Source organism: Streptomyces pseudogriseolus, from assembly GCA_002154585.1.
GTDB classification, from domain to species: domain Bacteria; phylum Actinomycetota; class Actinomycetes; order Streptomycetales; family Streptomycetaceae; genus Streptomyces; species Streptomyces pseudogriseolus.
In genome coordinates this window covers 302-16045 of sequence record MUNG01000364.1, presented here as the reverse complement: position 1 = coordinate 16045, position 15744 = coordinate 302, and the positions used below count along the sequence as shown (strand labels likewise).

The 15744-nt window shown below is 74.9% G+C and carries 13 protein-coding genes and 3 pseudogenes; 8 read left to right on the top strand and 8 right to left on the bottom strand.

From position 1 onward, the window contains the following. Positions 1–359: pseudogene (locus CCN29_RS27635) on the bottom strand (DNA alkylation response protein); the annotation flags it as partial. A gap of 90 nt (positions 360–449) precedes the next feature. On the opposite strand from CCN29_RS27635, the gene CCN29_RS27630 reads away from it, so the two are divergent. Both CCN29_RS27630 and CCN29_RS27625 read left to right on the top strand, forming a co-directional pair. Then, positions 450–1589, top strand: coding sequence for a YihY/virulence factor BrkB family protein (locus CCN29_RS27630; RefSeq protein WP_078592394.1), 1140 nt, complete (start codon positions 450–452; stop codon positions 1587–1589). 67 nt (positions 1590–1656) lie between these two features. Continuing rightward, positions 1657–1887, top strand: a pseudogene (locus CCN29_RS27625) (helix-turn-helix transcriptional regulator); the annotation flags it as partial. 141 nt (positions 1888–2028) lie between these two features. On the opposite strand, the pseudogene CCN29_RS27620 reads toward CCN29_RS27625, so the two are convergent. Continuing rightward, a pseudogene (locus CCN29_RS27620) lies at positions 2029–2338 on the bottom strand (VOC family protein); the annotation flags it as partial. Positions 2339–2592: 254 nt separating this feature from the next. Here CCN29_RS27620 and CCN29_RS27615 point away from each other — a divergent pair. Continuing rightward, the gene (locus CCN29_RS27615; RefSeq protein ID WP_031020427.1) at positions 2593–3366 is read left to right on the top strand and encodes an SDR family oxidoreductase; all 774 of its coding nucleotides are present in this window, start codon (positions 2593–2595) and stop codon (positions 3364–3366) included. 35 nt (positions 3367–3401) lie between these two features. On the opposite strand, the gene CCN29_RS27610 is transcribed toward CCN29_RS27615, so the two are convergent. Beyond that, positions 3402–4310, bottom strand: coding sequence for a LysR family transcriptional regulator (locus tag CCN29_RS27610; protein WP_037817182.1), 909 nt, complete (start codon positions 4308–4310; stop codon positions 3402–3404). Between the two features lie 107 nt (positions 4311–4417). Here CCN29_RS27610 and CCN29_RS27605 point away from each other — a divergent pair, with 107 nt between their 5' ends. Continuing rightward, on the top strand, positions 4418–5068 hold the full coding sequence (locus tag CCN29_RS27605; protein WP_086685325.1) for a ThuA domain-containing protein: 651 nt from the start codon (positions 4418–4420) through the stop codon (positions 5066–5068). Between the two features lie 114 nt (positions 5069–5182). Beyond that, a complete protein-coding gene (locus tag CCN29_RS27600) occupies positions 5183–6736 on the top strand; it encodes a carboxylesterase/lipase family protein (protein ID WP_086685322.1) in 1554 nt (517 codons plus the stop codon). A 310-nt stretch (positions 6737–7046) separates the two neighbouring features. On the opposite strand, the gene CCN29_RS27595 is transcribed toward CCN29_RS27600, so the two are convergent. From CCN29_RS27595 to CCN29_RS27585, 3 genes are all read right to left on the bottom strand, one after another. Then, positions 7047–8501, bottom strand: coding sequence for a PP2C family protein-serine/threonine phosphatase (locus CCN29_RS27595; RefSeq protein WP_086685319.1), 1455 nt, complete (start codon positions 8499–8501; stop codon positions 7047–7049). Positions 8502–8719: 218 nt separating this feature from the next. Continuing rightward, on the bottom strand, positions 8720–9289 hold the full coding sequence (locus tag CCN29_RS27590) for a DinB family protein (RefSeq protein ID WP_086685317.1): 570 nt from the start codon (positions 9287–9289) through the stop codon (positions 8720–8722). 55 nt (positions 9290–9344) lie between these two features. Then, positions 9345–9836: a hypothetical protein gene (locus CCN29_RS27585; RefSeq protein ID WP_442538517.1), complete on the bottom strand. Its 492-nt coding sequence runs from the start codon at positions 9834–9836 to the stop codon at positions 9345–9347. Between the two features lie 117 nt (positions 9837–9953). Between CCN29_RS27585 and CCN29_RS27580 the strand changes: the two genes are divergently transcribed. Both CCN29_RS27580 and CCN29_RS27575 read left to right on the top strand, forming a co-directional pair. Continuing rightward, a complete protein-coding gene (locus CCN29_RS27580; protein ID WP_442538516.1) occupies positions 9954–10478 on the top strand; it encodes a 2'-5' RNA ligase family protein in 525 nt (174 codons plus the stop codon). A gap of 44 nt (positions 10479–10522) precedes the next feature. After that, complete coding sequence (locus CCN29_RS27575; RefSeq protein WP_442538515.1) at positions 10523–11053, top strand: hypothetical protein; 531 nt, start codon at positions 10523–10525, stop codon at positions 11051–11053. A gap of 19 nt (positions 11054–11072) precedes the next feature. Here CCN29_RS27575 and rho read toward each other — a convergent pair whose 3' ends face one another. After that, a complete protein-coding gene (rho, locus tag CCN29_RS27570; protein ID WP_086685306.1) occupies positions 11073–12224 on the bottom strand; it encodes a transcription termination factor Rho in 1152 nt (383 codons plus the stop codon). Between the two features lie 332 nt (positions 12225–12556). Further along, positions 12557–13471, bottom strand: coding sequence for a homocysteine S-methyltransferase (gene mmuM / locus CCN29_RS27565; protein WP_086685302.1), 915 nt, complete (start codon positions 13469–13471; stop codon positions 12557–12559). Positions 13472–13622: 151 nt separating this feature from the next. Here mmuM and CCN29_RS27560 point away from each other — a divergent pair. Next, a partial coding sequence (locus CCN29_RS27560; RefSeq protein WP_442538514.1) for a winged helix-turn-helix domain-containing protein occupies positions 13623–15744 on the top strand: 2122 nt, incomplete at its 3' end.

Sequence of the window (15744 nt, the reverse complement as noted above, 5' to 3'; positions counted from 1 at the left end):
CGGCAAGGGCGTCTCGGCGGGTCTGCCGGCCGCCCCCAGGCCGCCGTCAGACCCGCCGAGACGCCCTTGCCGAGCAGCCGGTGCCAGGCGGGGTGGAAGTCGACCTCGTCGATCCGGTGGCCGTACCGGTCGTGGGTCCGCAGCCGTGGCGGGTTCTCGTCGGCCTGCACCCCCCACTCGCGCACCTGCGCGGACCCGCACGTGTGCCCGAGGGCGGACAGCTCCGCGAGCCCGTCCTCCCGGGCCTCGGGCGCCAGGTGCCGCTCGACCGCCTCCAGCAGGGCCCGGTCCGAGCCGAACACGTCGTACTGCACGAGCGGCGGAACCTGGTTGGTCACGGTGTGCGTGCTGCCTGCCATGAGGCGAACCTACCCCGCACCCCGCCCCGCCTCACGCGAGGACCGGGCCTGTGGGTGAGTGGGGCCGGGCGTGGCGGATACCTTTGGTTCGTGCAGCCAGCAAGTGAATCCCCCGACGCGCCCTCCGGTCGCCTCCACAGGGCCCGCGCCCTGTACCGGAACGTCTCCAAACGCAGGACCGCCTGGCTGCTGCTCAAGGACACCGTCAACTCGTGCATGGAGTACCGCATCCTGGGCCTGGCGGCCGAGGCGGCGTTCTTCACGCTGCTGTCGGTGCCCCCGCTGCTGCTCAGCCTCATCGGCCTGCTCGGCTACGTCGACGCCTGGACCGGCGCGGACACCATCCAGAGCGTGCAGCGCAACCTCCTCGACGCGTCCCGCACGGTCCTGTCCGACCGGGGTGTGCGGGAGGTCGCGGAGCCGATCCTGCGGGACGTCACCAAGGGCGGCCGGCCCGACGTGATCTCCCTGGGCTTCCTGATCGCCGTCTGGTCGGGCTCCCGCGCGGTGAACGTCTTCATCGACACCATCACCGTCATGTACGGCCTCGACGGCGTCCGGGGCATCGTCAAGACCCGGCTGCTCGCCTTCCTGCTGTTCATCGTGGCCCTGCTGATCGGCTCGGTCGCGTTGCCGCTGATGGTCGCGGGACCGGACGCGGTGGTGGACATCGTGCCGTGGTCGACGACGGTCGTGCAGATCCTCTACTGGCCGGTCGTCATCCTGCTCTCCGTGGCCTTCCTGACCACGCTCTACCACGTGTCCGTGCCCGTGCGGTCGCCCTGGATCGAGGACGTGCCGGGCGCGCTGGTCGCCCTCGCCATGTGGGTGCTCGGCAGCTTCCTGCTGCGCATCTACCTCACCAGCACCGTCGAGGGCCCCACCATCTACGGCTCCCTCGCCGCGCCCGTGGCCGTGCTGCTGTGGATCGGCGTGTCCGCGTTCGCCGTGCTCGTCGGGGCGGCCGTCAACGCGGCCATCGACCGGGTGTGGCCGGCCGCCGCCACCGCCGCGGCCCGCGAGGCCAACGAGCTGCAGCGGCAGGCGCAGGTCGCCGAGTACGTCGCCCGCACCACCGCGTCCGGGGACGCCGACCCCGACATGCCCTCCGAGTTCCCCGAACGCTGGTCCCGCTTCCTGCCCCCCGAGGACGTCACAGGCCGCCTGCGCACCCACGCGAAGTCCACCCACCAGAAGAACGGGGAGTCCCCGGGCCCGGAGGAGAAGTAGGCCACCCAGCCGCACCTTCCAGCCCGCAACTCCCAGCCCCTCCGGCGTTTGAGGAGCGGGGTCCGGGGCGGAGCCGCCCGCCTGGTACGCGGCCCTGTCCGACCCGGTCGTGGGCCCGGTGCTGCGGCTCGTCCAGGACGACCCGGCCCGCCCGTGGACCGTCGCCGGGCTCGCGGAGAAGGCCGGCGTCTCCCGGGCCGCGCTGGCCCGCCGCTTCACCCGGCTCGTCGGCGAACCCCCGATGTCCTACCTCACCGGCCGGCGTCCCGCCCTCGCCGCCGACCGGCTGCGCACACCGACGGCGGCGGTGATCCCGCCGGGTGCGAGCGCCCGTACCCGGTCGGCCGGGCCCTCCCCGTGCACGACCGGCTCGGCGCCGAGGCCGCGCAGACGGTCGGCCGACTCCGCCGACCGCGGACCGCGCGCTGAGCGGACGGCGTCACCGGCCGTGCGCGGGGAGCGGTGCGAACAGGTCGACCCTGTTGCCGTCCGGGTCGAGCACGACCGCGTACCGCTGCCCCCACACCGCGTCCCACGGCCTCAGCTCGGCGCGGACGCCCGCCTCCACCAGCTCCGCGAACAGCGCGTCCACCTCCGCGGGCCCCTCGCACCGCACGGCCAGCGAGGTGCGGGCCCCGCCCGACGGCGGCCGCCACCGGGCGCGGAACGACCATCTCCTCGGTGTCCGGCAACAGTCGTATCCCGCCCGGCAGTTCCGCCTCCACACGTCCTGCCGCCTCGGCCCCATCTCGATGGCATCGAATCGTGTGCTCATGCGGCCGACGGTAGGGCGGGCGCCGGCCGGGTGTCTTGAACGAATCGGACACCGGGCGCTCCCGGCGGCACAGACGGGCACAGACGGACGTATAGGCAGGGCCTATACCCTCCGCTCGCTTTTCGTCTTTGATTCCCGTTCCACCGCGCACGTACGGTTTTTTCGTTCCGCCGACTACATGGAAACAATCGCGGAATTCCTTGTTGAGTGTCGAGAAAGGACCGTCGCATGTCCACCGCACTGCGAAACGAAAACGCCGCCGGGACGCGGGAACTCACCGGGAAGCGGGCTCTCGTGACGGGCGGCACGCGCGGCATCGGGGCGGCCGTCGTGCGCCGGCTCCTCGACGCGGGCGCCGACGTGCTCACCACCGCCCGGTCGGCGTCCGGCACCGTGCCGGAGGGGGCCCGCTTCACCGCCGCCGACGTGCGGACGCGCGAGGGCGCGCAGGCGCTCGCCGAGGCCGTGCGTGAGGGCATGGGCGGCGTGGACATCGTCGTCCACAACGCGGGCGGCGCCGCTCCGCACCCCGGTGTCCTGGCCGTCCCGGACGAGGAGTGGCAGGCCGCGCTGGACCTCAACTTCCTGTCGGCGGTACGGCTGGACGCGCTGCTGGCGCCGGGGATGCGGGAGCGGCGCGCGGGCGCGATCGTGCACGTGTCGTCGGCCGTGGTGCCCGTCCCGGGCCCGCTGTTCCTGCACTACACGGCGGCCAAGGCGGCCCTGGAGAACTACAGCCGCGGACTGGCCGCCGAGCTGGCCCCCGACGGCGTGCGGGTCAACACCGTGACCCCGGGCCGTACCGCCACTCCCGGCGGGGAGGAGACGCGCAGGCAGTGGGCGGCCCTGAGCGGCGGCGCCGGCGCCACGGCGACCCCGCCGCTCGGCCGGGAGGGTCTGCCGGACGACATCGCCCACGCCGTGCTGTACCTCGTCTCCGACCGGGCGAGCTGGGTCACCGGCACGAATCTCGTCGTGGACGGCGGGGAATTCCCGCGGTGAACCCGCGGTGAATTCGCGGTCGGGGTCCGAACGGGTCAGGCAATGTGTGAAAGCGGCACGCTTTCCTGCGCGGACCCCGGCCAATTCTCCCGGCGCAACAGTTCGAGCAGTGTCCTCTCCGCCGGTCCCGCGTCCCGCCGGACCACGGCGATGACCGGCCGGGTGAGGGCCGGGGCGAGCGGGCGGACGATGTGTTCGTGGCCGGGAGGCACCGCCGACGCGGGCAGCAGCGTCACGCCCAGCCCCTCGGCGGCCCAGCGCACGGCCGTCGCCGCTTGGGACACCCGGGCCGCGGTGGCCGGCGTCAGCCCGTGGTCCCGGATCACCTCCGTCAGCACGGCGTCGAGCGTGCCGTCCCGGTCGAACCGCACCCACGGCTCGTCCTTCAGGTCGCTCAGCTTCACCCGCTCCGACGCCAACCGCGGGTGTCCTTCGCCCAGCACCACGACCAGCTCCTCGTCGCCGAGGCGGTGGGCGTCGGAGGGGGTGCGGTCGCACGCCGCCATCAGCGCGAAGTCGAGCGCGCCCCGGCGGCACATCCGGTCCAGCTCGGCCGCGCTGGGCTCCTCGAAGACCGTGATCTCCAACCGGGGGTGCCGGCGGCGCAGTTCGCCCAGGGCGCGCGGCAGCCGGCGGGTGCCGAAGCCCATCTGCACGGCGACCACCAGCTCGCCCACCAGGTCCTCCGCCCCCGCCCGGGCGGTCGCCCGCGCCCGCCGGGACGCGCGCACGGCGACCTCCGCCTCCCGCAGGAACGCCCGTCCGACCGTGGTGGGCACCAGCCCGGTCGGGGTGCGGGCGAACAGCTTCACCCCGAGGTCCCGCTCCAGGCCGCGGATCTGCTGGGACACCGAGGGCTGGGCCACCCGCAGCCGCTCGGCGGCCGCGGTCACCGAGCCCTCCTCGGCGACGGCCAGGGCGTACTCGTACTGGCGCAGGCTCATCGGCTCCCGACCTCTCCTTCCCGCGGCGCGCCGCGCTGAGATTCGTCCATCGTAGGCGCGGGGCCCCGCGGCACAGGGCCCGCGCAGGTGCGCGTAGGCTCCGGCGCATGGCCGGTCCCGCGCTCCTCGTCTACACCCGCACCACCGGCTACCGGCACGACTCCATCCCCGCCGGCATCGCCGCCCTGCGCGCCCTCGGCGGCTTCGAGGTCCGCGCCCGCGAGGACCCGGCCGCGCTCGAGGAGCCGCTCGACAGGTACGCGGCCGTCGTGTTCCTCTCCACCAGCGGCGAGGTGCTCACCCCGGCCGGCCGCGAGCGGCTCACGGCGTACGTCGAGGGCGGCGGCGGGTTCGCCGGCGTGCACGCGGCGACCTGCACCGAGGAGGACTGGCCCTACTACGGCGAACTCCTCGCCGCCCGCTTCGCAGGCCACCCCCCGGTCCAGCCCGGCCGCGCCCTCGTCGAGGACCGCGACCACCCGGCGACCCGGCACCTGCCTCCCGTCTGGGAGACCACCGACGAGTGGTACGACTTCTCCGCCAGCCCGCGCCCGAACGCGCACGTCCTGCTCTCCGCCGACGAGTCGTCGTACGCCGGCGGCACCATGGGCGACGACCACCCCCTGGCCTGGTGCCGGACACAGGGCGCGGGCCGCGTCTTCTACACCGCCCTCGGCCACCCCGCCGAGGCCTACGCCGACCCGCTCTTCCTCGACCATCTGCGCGGCGGGATCACCTGGGCCGCGGCCGCCCGCTGACACCCCCGTGGGGTTCCGGCCGGTCGAGCGGCACGCCGTCCGGGCAGGAATACCGGTGAACGGCGGGGCGCTCTTGTTGTTACCGGCGGGTTCGGTCCGAAGGGTGGTGGGCTCATGACGGCGGAGCGGGAGTACCCGGTGGCCTCGACGGCGTACGGCGCCGTGCGCGGGCGGTGGGAGAAGGGTGTCGCCGTGTTCCGGGGCATCCCCTACGCGGCGCCCCCGTTCGGGCCGCGCCGCTTCCGGCCGCCCGCCCCGCCGGAGCCCTGGGACGGGGTGCGCGACGCCGGCGCGTTCGGGCCCACCGCGCCGAAACCGCCGTACTCCGCGGCCTTCGCCGAGTATCTCTCCGACCCCGACATCGAGGGCGACGACTGTCTCAACCTGAACGTCTGGACCCCCGACCCGGCCCCGGGCGCCCGGCTGCCGGTCCTGGTGTGGCTGCACGGCGGCGCGCTGACCAGAGGCTCCTCCGCCGTCCCGGTGTACGACGGCAGCACCTTCGCCCGCGACGGCGTCGTCTTCGTCTCCCTCAACTACCGCCTCGGCGTCGAGGGCTACGGCCTTTTCCCGGACACCCCCGCCAATCCCGGCCTGCGCGACCAGCTCGCCGCCCTCGCATGGGTGCACGCGTCCATAGCCGCGTTCGGCGGCGACCCCGGCCGGGTGACCCTGGCCGGCCAGTCCGCCGGAGCCATCAGCGCGGGCGCGCTCGTCGCCGCACCGCAGTCGCGGGGGCTGATACGGCGGGCCGTCCTGCAAAGCGGACCGCCCGAGTCCACGGAGCGGGACAAGGTGCGGCGCGTGGTCCGCCGGATGGCCGCCCGCCTCAAGGTGCCCGCCACCGCAGAAGCCTTCGCCGCCGTCGACCGCGGGCAGCTGCTGCGCGCCCAGGCGGACGTCGGCCGGCTCAGCAGCCCGGCGCTCGGCGGTCCCGCCTTCGGCATCGTCGTCGACGGCGACCTGGTCCCACGCGACCCCCTCGACGCCCTCACCGACGGCGCGGCCCCCGGCGTCACCCTGATGACCGGCTGGACCCGCGACGAGTACCGCCTCTGGCTGGTCCCCGGCGGCCTGACCGAACGCGTCGACCGGCTCGGCGCGGTCGCCCTCGCCGGGGCGATGGCCCGCTGCCGCTGCGGCAGCGAGGTCCCGCGCGGCTACCGCGCCCTGCACCCCGGCGCCGGCACCGCCGAGACCGTCGGCCAGATGGTCACCGACCACCTGCTGCGCACCCCCCTGCACCGGCTGTCCGACGGCCGCGCGGAACCCTCGTACGTCTACGAGTTCGCCTGGCCCTCCGGCCGTCCCGGCCTGGGCGCCTGCCACGCCCTGGAGCTGGGCTTCGTCTTCGACAGCGGCGACAGCCCCGACGCCCGCAAGCTCGCCGGCGAGGGCGCCCCGCAGGAACTGGCGGACGCCATGCACGGGGCGTGGGTACGGTTCGTCACCGACGGCGACCCCGGCTGGGAGCCGTGGGGCCCGCACCACCCCGTCCAGGTGTACGGCGACGGCGCCCCGCACGTCGTGCCCGGCCTCCGCGACCGCGAATTGTCCCTGTGGACCCCCGTCCCCGCCACCGAGCGGCCCCCACGCACCCGGCAGTCGCCGGAACTCCGAGCGGTCGTCCGCCGGCTCCGCCGCAGCGGGGCGCTGCGGCGGAGCTGAGGGCACCGGGGCCTGCCCCGTACCCGAAGCCTCGGGGGGCGCGGCTCAGGAGGTTGGGTTCTCGGGTGGCAAGCCCGGTTCCGGGCTGCGCGTGCGGTCGGGATGGTGTAGTGCGAGGGGCGCCGTGTCGTTCTGGCCGTCGCCTCGACGCCAACGGACGCCGCGCACCCGGCTTCGCCGGACCTGCGTGCGGTCGTCCGCCGGCTCCGCCGCAGCGGGGCGCTGCGGCGGAGCTGAGGGCACCGGGGCCTGCTCCCCGCCCTGAGGCCTCGTGGGCCCTGCCCCCGCATCTTGAACCCGGGCGCGCTGTTCAGGCGGCCGGGTGCTCGGGCGGGGGTCCCGGTTCTGGGCTGCGGGTGCTGGTCGGGATGCGCAGGGCGAGCAGGGCCATGTCGTCCTGGCCGTCGCTCGGGTGGTGGTCCGCCAGGACCCGTACGAACTCCTTCAGCGGCCGTTCGGCGTGGGTGGCGGCGAGGTCGGCGAGGGCGGTCAGGCCCTCGTCGATGGAGTGCGCGTGATGCTCGACCAGCCCGTCGGTGAAGAAGAGCAGGATCGATCCGGCAGGCAACTCGTGCGTGTGGTCGGGCCGCTCGATGCCGGTGCTCACCGCGAGCGGCACGCCCGGCTCGGCCGTCAGGTACTCCGTCCCCAGGTCCGGGGTGATCAGCAGCGGAGGAAAGTGGCCCGCGGTGCTCCAGCGCAGCACCCAGCCCGTCTCGTGCGGCTCGATCCGGGCCAGGCAGACCGTGGTGACCGGGATGTCCGTGGTGGCCTGGAGCGTGCGGTCCAGCTGGACGAGCACCTCGCTGGGCGGGGTGCGGCGGTCGTAGAGCAGGGCGCGCAGCATGCTGTGGATACGGGCCATGGCGGCGGCCGCGTCCAGGTCGTGGCCCCCGACGTCCCCGATCGCCACGCCGATCGTGTCGTCGGGCAGCACCATCGCGTCGTACCAGTCGCCGCCGAGCCGGCTGGGCTGCGTGGCCGGCCGGTACACGGTGGCCGCCTCGAAGGGGCTCAGGTCGGGGAGGGCGGGCAGCAGCAGCCGCTGGAAACGCTCGGCGCTCTCCCGTACCCGCCCGAACAGGCGGGCGTTCTCGATGGCGATGCCGGCCGCGCCGGCCAGCGCGACGACGACCTCCTCGTCCTCCCGGTCGAACGGCCGGCCGTCGAACCGCTCGGACAGGTACAGGTCGCCGTAGATCTCGCCGCGGACGCTGACGGCCACGCCGAGGAGCGTCCGCATCGGGGGATGGCCGGGTGGGAACCCGGCGGACGAGGGATGCCCGGGGATGTTCTCGACGCGCAGCGGCTCCGGATCCTGGATCAGCAGCCCCAGCACACCGCGGCCGTGCGGGAAGGGCACCCCGGACAGCGCGGCGCGCTCCTGCTCGCTCAGGCCCGCGGTGATGAACTCCTTCAGGTACTCGCCGGACTCGTGGAGCACGCCCAGGGCGCCGTAGCGGGCGCCGACCAGGTCCATCGCGGTGGTGACGATCCGCCGCAGCACGGCGGACAGGTCCAGCTCGCCGCTGATGGAGAGGACGGCGTCGAGCAGACCTTGCAGCCGGTCCTTGGCATCGGTCAGGGCGTGCAGCTGGGTGCCGATCCGCTCCAGCTCGGCGTCCAGGTGGAACCGGAGGTCCGGGAGGTCCGGGGCCTGGGGATCGGCCTGGGGAGGCTCCGGGGCGGGACCGCGCCCCGCCGGCCCCGGCTCGCCCCGCTCGTCCTGCCCGCCTCGCTCGTCCTGTTCGCTCAACGCGGCCACCCTCGCGGCGTCCCGGCTCCAGCCGCACGCCGGCCACGGCTGGTCCGCTCGTCAAGCCCTCCACGCGAGGGGTACACCCGGCCTCCCGACACGCCCGTGATCGAACAAAACCACAGCATGACACGGGCGAAGCGGGCATTTCTCCCGCTGTTACGCCATCGGCCTGCCACCGCGCACGGGCGGACGCGGGCGCGGACGCGGCCGGGGCGAGGCCCCGCTCACTGCCCCACGCGGCCGTCGACGCACTCGCGCAGCAGGTCGGCGTGGCCGCAGTGGCGGGCGTACTCCTCGATGCGGTGCACCAGCAGCTCCCGTACGGCGACGTTCTCCCGGCCGAGACGCTCGCCGAGGTCCGGATGCGCGTCGAGGACGGCGTCGGTGGCCTCCTGCTCCCGCTTCAGGTCCGCGTACGCGGCCTCCACCATCGCCTGCTCGCCGACCGCGTCGTCGAAGTCCGCGTCCCGCCGCCCGTACAGCTTCGGCAGCGGCTCGCCGTCGGTGATCCAGTTCCGCCAGTCCCGCTCGTCCTCGGCGAGGTGCCGCACCAGCCCGAGCAGCGACATCGTCGACGGCGGCACCGACCGCCGCGCCAGCTGCTCCGGGGTGAGCCCCTCGCACTTCATGAGCAGCGTCAGCCGGTAGTCGCGGAGGACGTCCTTGAGCGTCGGCAGCTCACCGTCGGGCCCGGGGCCCTCGTTGTTGCGGGGGTCGTCGTCCGGGTCGGTCCACATGTCGGGGTGGACGGTGGCCTGGGTCCATCGCGCGGGTGCGTCGGTCACACGGGCCATGCTCGATGGTGAGGGCCGCGACCCGCCAATGGTTTTCGCCGCCCCCGCCCGCCGCTCAGGGGGCGGGCGCGATACGGAGCACGGCGTTCTTGCCGCGTACCTCGACGACCGTGAGGCGCATGGCGTCGTTCAGGGTCGCCGCGGGCCCCACGCCGCACCGGATCCGGACAGCCCCGCCGCCCTGCGAGGTCACGCCTCCGCCCCCGGAACAGCCGGCGATGCTGTAGCCGGACGCGGGGACCGGCGCGGTCATCTCGACCTCGTACCCGCCGACCGCCGTGACCTCGATCGGCCCGAGCCCGTACGCCGCCGGAACCTCGACGACGTCCCCGACGCCGACGGTGACCTCGCAGGACCCGTCGGCGCAGGGCCCGGTGGGCGAGGGGGAGGGCGACGACATGGGGGAGGCGGACGCGGACGCCGAGCGGTCCTCACCACCACCACCACCGCTGCCGTCGCCGTCGTCGCCGGAGGAGCACGAGGCGACGGACAGAACCACCGCGACAACGGCGGCGAGGGCGAGGGACGTTGACGATGTGCGCACCATGCCTGCCATTGAAGGCGCGCACGCACTGCGACGTCACGAGCGTTGACCCATCCGCAACGCGCTGTTCGAAGCGGAAGGGGCGCACGGGCACACACGTAGGCTGCCGGGGTGCGCACGGTGGAACTTCTGTTGAACGAGACGGCGGACGCCGCGGTCCGGGAGGCCTGGCGGCGGCTCGCGGACGCGGGACTGCCGAGTCAGGCGCGGCACCGTTCACCGACCAACAGCCCTCACCTCACCCTGGCCGCGTGTCCGGAGCTGACGGCGCCGATCCGCTGGGAGCTGGCCCGAGCGGCCGACGCGTTGCCGCTCCCGGTCCGCTTCGCGGGCCTGATCCGCTTCGAGCGGCCCACGTCCGTCCTGGCCTGGTCACTGGTGCCCGACGAGGCGCTGACCGACCTGCACCGCACGGTGTGGGACGCGGTGACCTCGGACAACCGGCCCGAGACCCTCAACCCCTTCCACGCGCCGGGCAGTTGGAGTCCGCACATCACCCTCGGCCGCACCCGCCGCCCCGGCGCCTTCGGGGGCCGCCGCATCCCCGAGATCCTCCCGTCGCCCCCGCTGTCCGCCCGCCTCACCACCCTGCGAAGCTTCGACACGGAGACCGGGACGCTGGAGATCCTGCACCCCCGCCCCTGAACGGGCGGCCACAGCGGACCACATCGGAAACGGAGACCGTCCTGGTGACCCTCGCACGCATACTCGCCGGCACGTCGTCAGTCCTGGCGACGCTCACCCTGTCCGGTTGTTCCCTCGTGTGGAACTGCACCGACACGACCGCCGAGCGCGAGGAGGCGGGCGTCCGGGTGGAGGTCGTGAACACGGACGGCCGGCCGTCCGGCGTCACCGCCGAAGTGCTGGACTGGCGCAGGGAACCTCACCCGCAGGTACCCGCGGACGGCGACCAGGTCCACTTCGACATCCGTTTCCAGGGCGTCGACGGCGAGTGGAACGGGCCGGTGGTGGACGTCTGCGCGGTGGACGAGGAGCGCGTGGTGCTGGGCTGTCAGGAGGTGTACGTCCAAGAGGCGTTCGGTCACCTGGGAAGGCACACGGGTGACGGCTGGCTCGACGTCGAGGACCCCGAACGGACCGCCGAGGTGCTGGTGATCCCCAACGACCGGTCCTACCAAGGGCGTACCTGCGACGAGGACGTGAAGGACGGCGGCGGAATCCACCCGCCGGACTCGCCGCTGCCGGGCGACCGGCTCTGAGCCCGGTCGTCCGGCGGGGTCAGCCGGCCGGCAGTGTCGGACGGACCTGGCGCAGGAACGTCGCGTTGTCCGGGGTTTCGCGCAGGCGCGTCAGCAGGGTTTCCAGGTCGGTCGCCGAGTCGCGGGAGGTCAGAGCGCGGCGCAGGCCCTGGGTGGCCGTCAACTCCTCGGGGGTGAACAGGAGTTCCTCGCGGCGGGTGCCGGAGGTGGTGATGTCGACCGCCGGGAACAGGCGCCGTGTCGCCGCCTCGCGGTTCAGGCGCAGCTCCATGTTGCCCGTGCCCTTGAGCTCCTCGAAGAAGAACTCGTCGGCGCGTGAGCCGGTGTCCACCAGCGCGGAGGCGAGGATCGTCAGCGAACCGGCCCCCTCCGTCTGGCGGGCGGCGCCGAAGATCCGCTTCGGGCCGGTCAGCGCACGTGCGTCCACGCCGCCGCTGAGGGTACGGCCGCCGGGGCCCGCCGCGTTGTTGTACGCACGGCACAGCCGGGTCAGCGAGTCCAGCAGGATCACGACGTCCTCGCCGGCCTCGACGAGCCGCTTGGCCCGTTCCACGACCAGTTCGGCGAGCGCGATGTGCTGCTTGGCGGGGCGGTCGAACGTCGAGGCGTACACCTCGCCGTGCACCGAGCGCCGCATGTCGGTGACCTCCTCGGGGCGCTCGTCGAGCAGCACCACCATGAGCCGGCACTCGGGGTGGTTGCCCGCGACGGCCGCCGCGAGGCGCTGGAGCAGCTCCGTCTTGCCGGTCTTGGGCGGCGCCACGATCAGCCCGCGCTGCCCCTTGCCCACCGGCGCGAGCAGGTCGACGACACGGCCGGCGAGCCCGGACGCCCGGTGTTCGAGGCATAGCCGCCGGTGGGGGTGGACGGGGGTCAGGCCGCCGAAGTCCGGACGGCCCGCGAGCGAGCCGGGCGTACGGCCGTCGACGCGGGCGATGCCGGTGAGCGCGCGCCGGTCGCCGAGCACGCCTTCCACCAGGTCGCCCTTGCGCAGGCCGTGCCGGCGCACCAGGGCGGCGGAGACGACCGGGTCGGACGAGCCGGCCAGGAAGCCGGCGCCCCGCAGGTAGCCCTTCCCGGTCGCGTCGATGTCGAGGACACCGGTGACGGTGACGGACTGCTGCTGCCGTCCGGAGGACTGACGGGTGGGGCGGTCGAGGGCTGTGGTCATGGGGCGGTCCTTTCGGGCGACGGACAGGAACACGAGACGGAGACGAAGAGCTGGGACGAGAAGACGAGAAGACGAGAAGGGGGGAACCGCGGTCTTCGGGGAGGGCGTGTGCGCGCCTCACAGCGGTGGGAACCTCACCGCGGTCGCCGGGCGACCGTGGGGGAAAGCCGTACGCGGGCCGATACGAAGGCCGACGTCGCGGCTGGGAGAAGAAGCCGAAGCGAAGAAGGTTCGGCGGTGAGGACCGGCCCGGCGCCCGTCGGGGCGCTGCTACGGCACTCATGGCACCGTACCACGGGGCGGGAGCGGGACAAGAGGGCCTTGCGGGCGGCCTACGACCCCCGCAGCGTCCGCGCCACCGACGCGATCGCCTCCGGGCCCACCCGGCAGCACCCCCCGACCAGCCGCGCCCCCGCGTCCCGCCAGCCCGTCACCCGGGACGCCGAGAACGTGGCCTCGCCGGTCCAGGCGCGGGCCCGGGCGTCCCACCGCTCGCCGCTGTTCGGGTAGACCACCACCGGCTTGCCCGTCACGCGCGCGGCGACGGCGACCGCGTGGTCCGCGTCCTCGGGCGTGCAGCAGTTGACACCGACCGCGATCACCTCGTCCGCCCGCGCGGCCAGTGCGAACGCGTCCTCCAGCGTCTGGCCCGCCCGGGTGCGGCCGTCTGCCGCCGAGTACGACAGCCAGGCGGGCACCCCCAGCCCGCGCAGCGCGCGCAGCAGCGCCTCCGCCTCGTCCGTGTCGGGGATCGTCTCCAGGGCCAGCACGTCCGGGGACGCGGACGCCAGGACCTCCATCCTCGGGCGGTGGAACCGCTCCAGCTCCGCCACGGACAGCCCGTAACGGCCCCGGTACTCGCTGCCGTCCGCGAGCATCGCGCCGTACGGGCCGACGGAGGCCGCCACCCACCGCGGGCGGCGCGGACCCGGGGCGCGCAGGGCCGTCGTACGGGCGCACTCCACGCTCAGCGCCAGCAGCCCCGCGGCCCGCTCCCGGCCGGTCCCGCGGCGTGCGAACCCCTCGAACGTCGCCTGGTAGCTCGCCGTGATCGCCACGTCCGCGCCCGCCTCGAAGTACGCGAGATGCGCCGCCGTCACCGCCTCCGGCTCGTCCGCGAGGAGCCGCGCCGACCACAGCGCGTCGCTCAGGTCGTGACCGGCCGCCGCGAGCTGGTTGGACATGCCGCCGTCCAGGACGACCGTGCCGTCCGCGAGGGCCGCGGCGAGGGACTTCGTGGTGCTCATACGGCGACGCTAACCGAGGCACCGGCCCCGGCGCGCCCCCCTGCCCGGCTGCTGGGATGCTGGGAAGGCGGGGAAGACAGGGAAGATGTCCGGCCCGACCAGGGCGGTGAGTGCCGTGACAAGCGCACATCAAGGCGACGGCCGCCCGGCCGTGGAACACCGCGCAGGCCGCCACGCCCGCCACCGTGTCGAGACGCACGGGCGTGACGGCGTGCACGACCCGCACGGCGACCCGTTCCTGCGCACCCGCTTCGCCGTCCCCGTCCCGCCGGACACGTTCCTGCTCAGGCAGCGGCTGGCGCGGCACCTCGACGGCGCCCTGCGCACCCCCCTGACCCTGGTGAACGGCTGCGCCGGCGCCGGGAAGACGCTGCTGGTCGCGGACTGGGTGGCCACGCGCCCCGAGCTGCCCGTCGCATGGCTCACCACCGACGCCGACGGGCAGGGCGCCGGCATGTTCTGGGCGTACCTCCTCCAGGCGCTGCGCACCTCCGGCGTGCCGCTGCCCCCGGACATCGCCTTCCCTGCGGACGCGAACCGCGTGGGCGACGCCCTGCCGGCCCGGCTCGCCGCCCTGCTCGGCGGCCGGGACCGGCCGGTGGTCCTGGTGCTGGACGAGTTCGACCGGGTCACCGCCCCGGAGATCGCCGCCCAGCTCGAGTTCCTGCTGCGTCACTCCGCGCCGGGGCTGCGGCTCGTCCTCGTCACCCGCACCGAGCCCCTGCTGCCCCTGCACCGCTACCGCGCCGCGGGCGAGCTGACCGAGATCCGCGACGCCGAGCTGGCCTTCACGCCCGGTGAGGCGGCCCGGCTGATGGAGGCGCACGGCCTGCGGCTGTCCCCGGCCGCCGTGCGCGGGATCGTGGAACGGACCCGGGGGTGGGCCGCCGGACTGCGGCTGTGCGCCCTCGCGGCCGAGCAGGCGCCCGACCCGGAGCTGTGCCTCAAGGAGTTCGAGGCCGACCGGAGCGCCGTCGCCGACTTCCTGCTGGCCGAGGTGCTCAAACGGCAGGACGCGGCGACACAGGAGCTGCTGCTGCGGGTCAGCGTCCTCGACCGGTTCGGCCCACGGCCGGCCACCGCGGTCACGGGACGCGCGGACGCCGAGGCCGTGCTGGCCCGGCTGCACCGGAGCAACGCCTTCGTCCAGCACGTCGGGCACGGCGTGTACCGGCTGCACCCGCTGTTCGCGGAGATCCTCCGCGCCCATCTGCGGATGCGCCGGCCGGGCCTCGAACCCGAGCTGCACCGGCGGGCCGCCGTCAGCTTCCGCGCGGCCGGCGCCCTCCCCGAGGCGCTCGGGCACGGCGCCGCCGCCGGCGACTGGGAGTTCACCGCCTCCGCGCTGGTGGACGACCTCGCCCTCGGCCAGTTCTTCACCGGCCCCCGCGCCGGCACCCTCGCCGCGCTGTTCTCCCGCATGGGACAGCGGGGCGGCGACGGCCCCGCGCCGGAACTCGTACGGGCCGCCGCCCGGTTGTCCTGCGGGGACCTCGCCGGAGGCGCGGTCCGGCTGCGCCGGGCCCGGCAGTTGACACGCCGGTACGACGACGTGGCGGACACGACGGCCGCCCGGATGGGCTGCGCCCTCCTGGAGGCCCTCACCGCCCGGCTGACCGGCACGCCCCGCCGCGCGGAGGACGCCGTACGGGAGGCCGAGGCGCTGCGCGGCCTCCTCCCCGCCGAACTCGTCGACCGGCACCCCGAGTTCTTCGCGCTGCTGCTGGACCACCTGGGGAACGCCCGGCTGTGGGCCGGGGACTTCGCGGGGGCGCGGGCCGCGCTGACCCGGGCGGCGGCGACCGGACCCGGCGCGGCGGTCACGGCCCTGCCGCGCGAGGACGCGATGGCGCGGCTCGCCCTCCTCGACGTGCTGCACGGCCGGCCGGGCCGCGCCGAGCGCAGGGCGCGCGAGGCGCTCGCGGAGACGGAACGGTCCGGGCTGGCCCGGCCCGCCGCCTCCGGCGTGGAACGGCTGGTCCTCGCCGCCGTCGCCGTGGAACGCGAGGAACTGGCGCAGGCCCGGGCGCTGCTCGACACGGCGGGCGAGTCGCACCCCGCGCTGCGGGACCCCGTCCTCGAGGCCGGGCGCGCCCTGATCACCGCGCGTCTGCACCTGGCGCGCGGTGAACCCGGGGCGGCGCGGCAGGCGGTGGAGCTCGGCGTGCCGGCCGACACCGTGTCGCCGTGGGCCAGGGGAGAGGCGGCCCTGGTCGCGGCGGCCGCCGACCTCGCCGAGGGCCGGCCGCAGGACGCCGCCGCGCTGCTGCCCG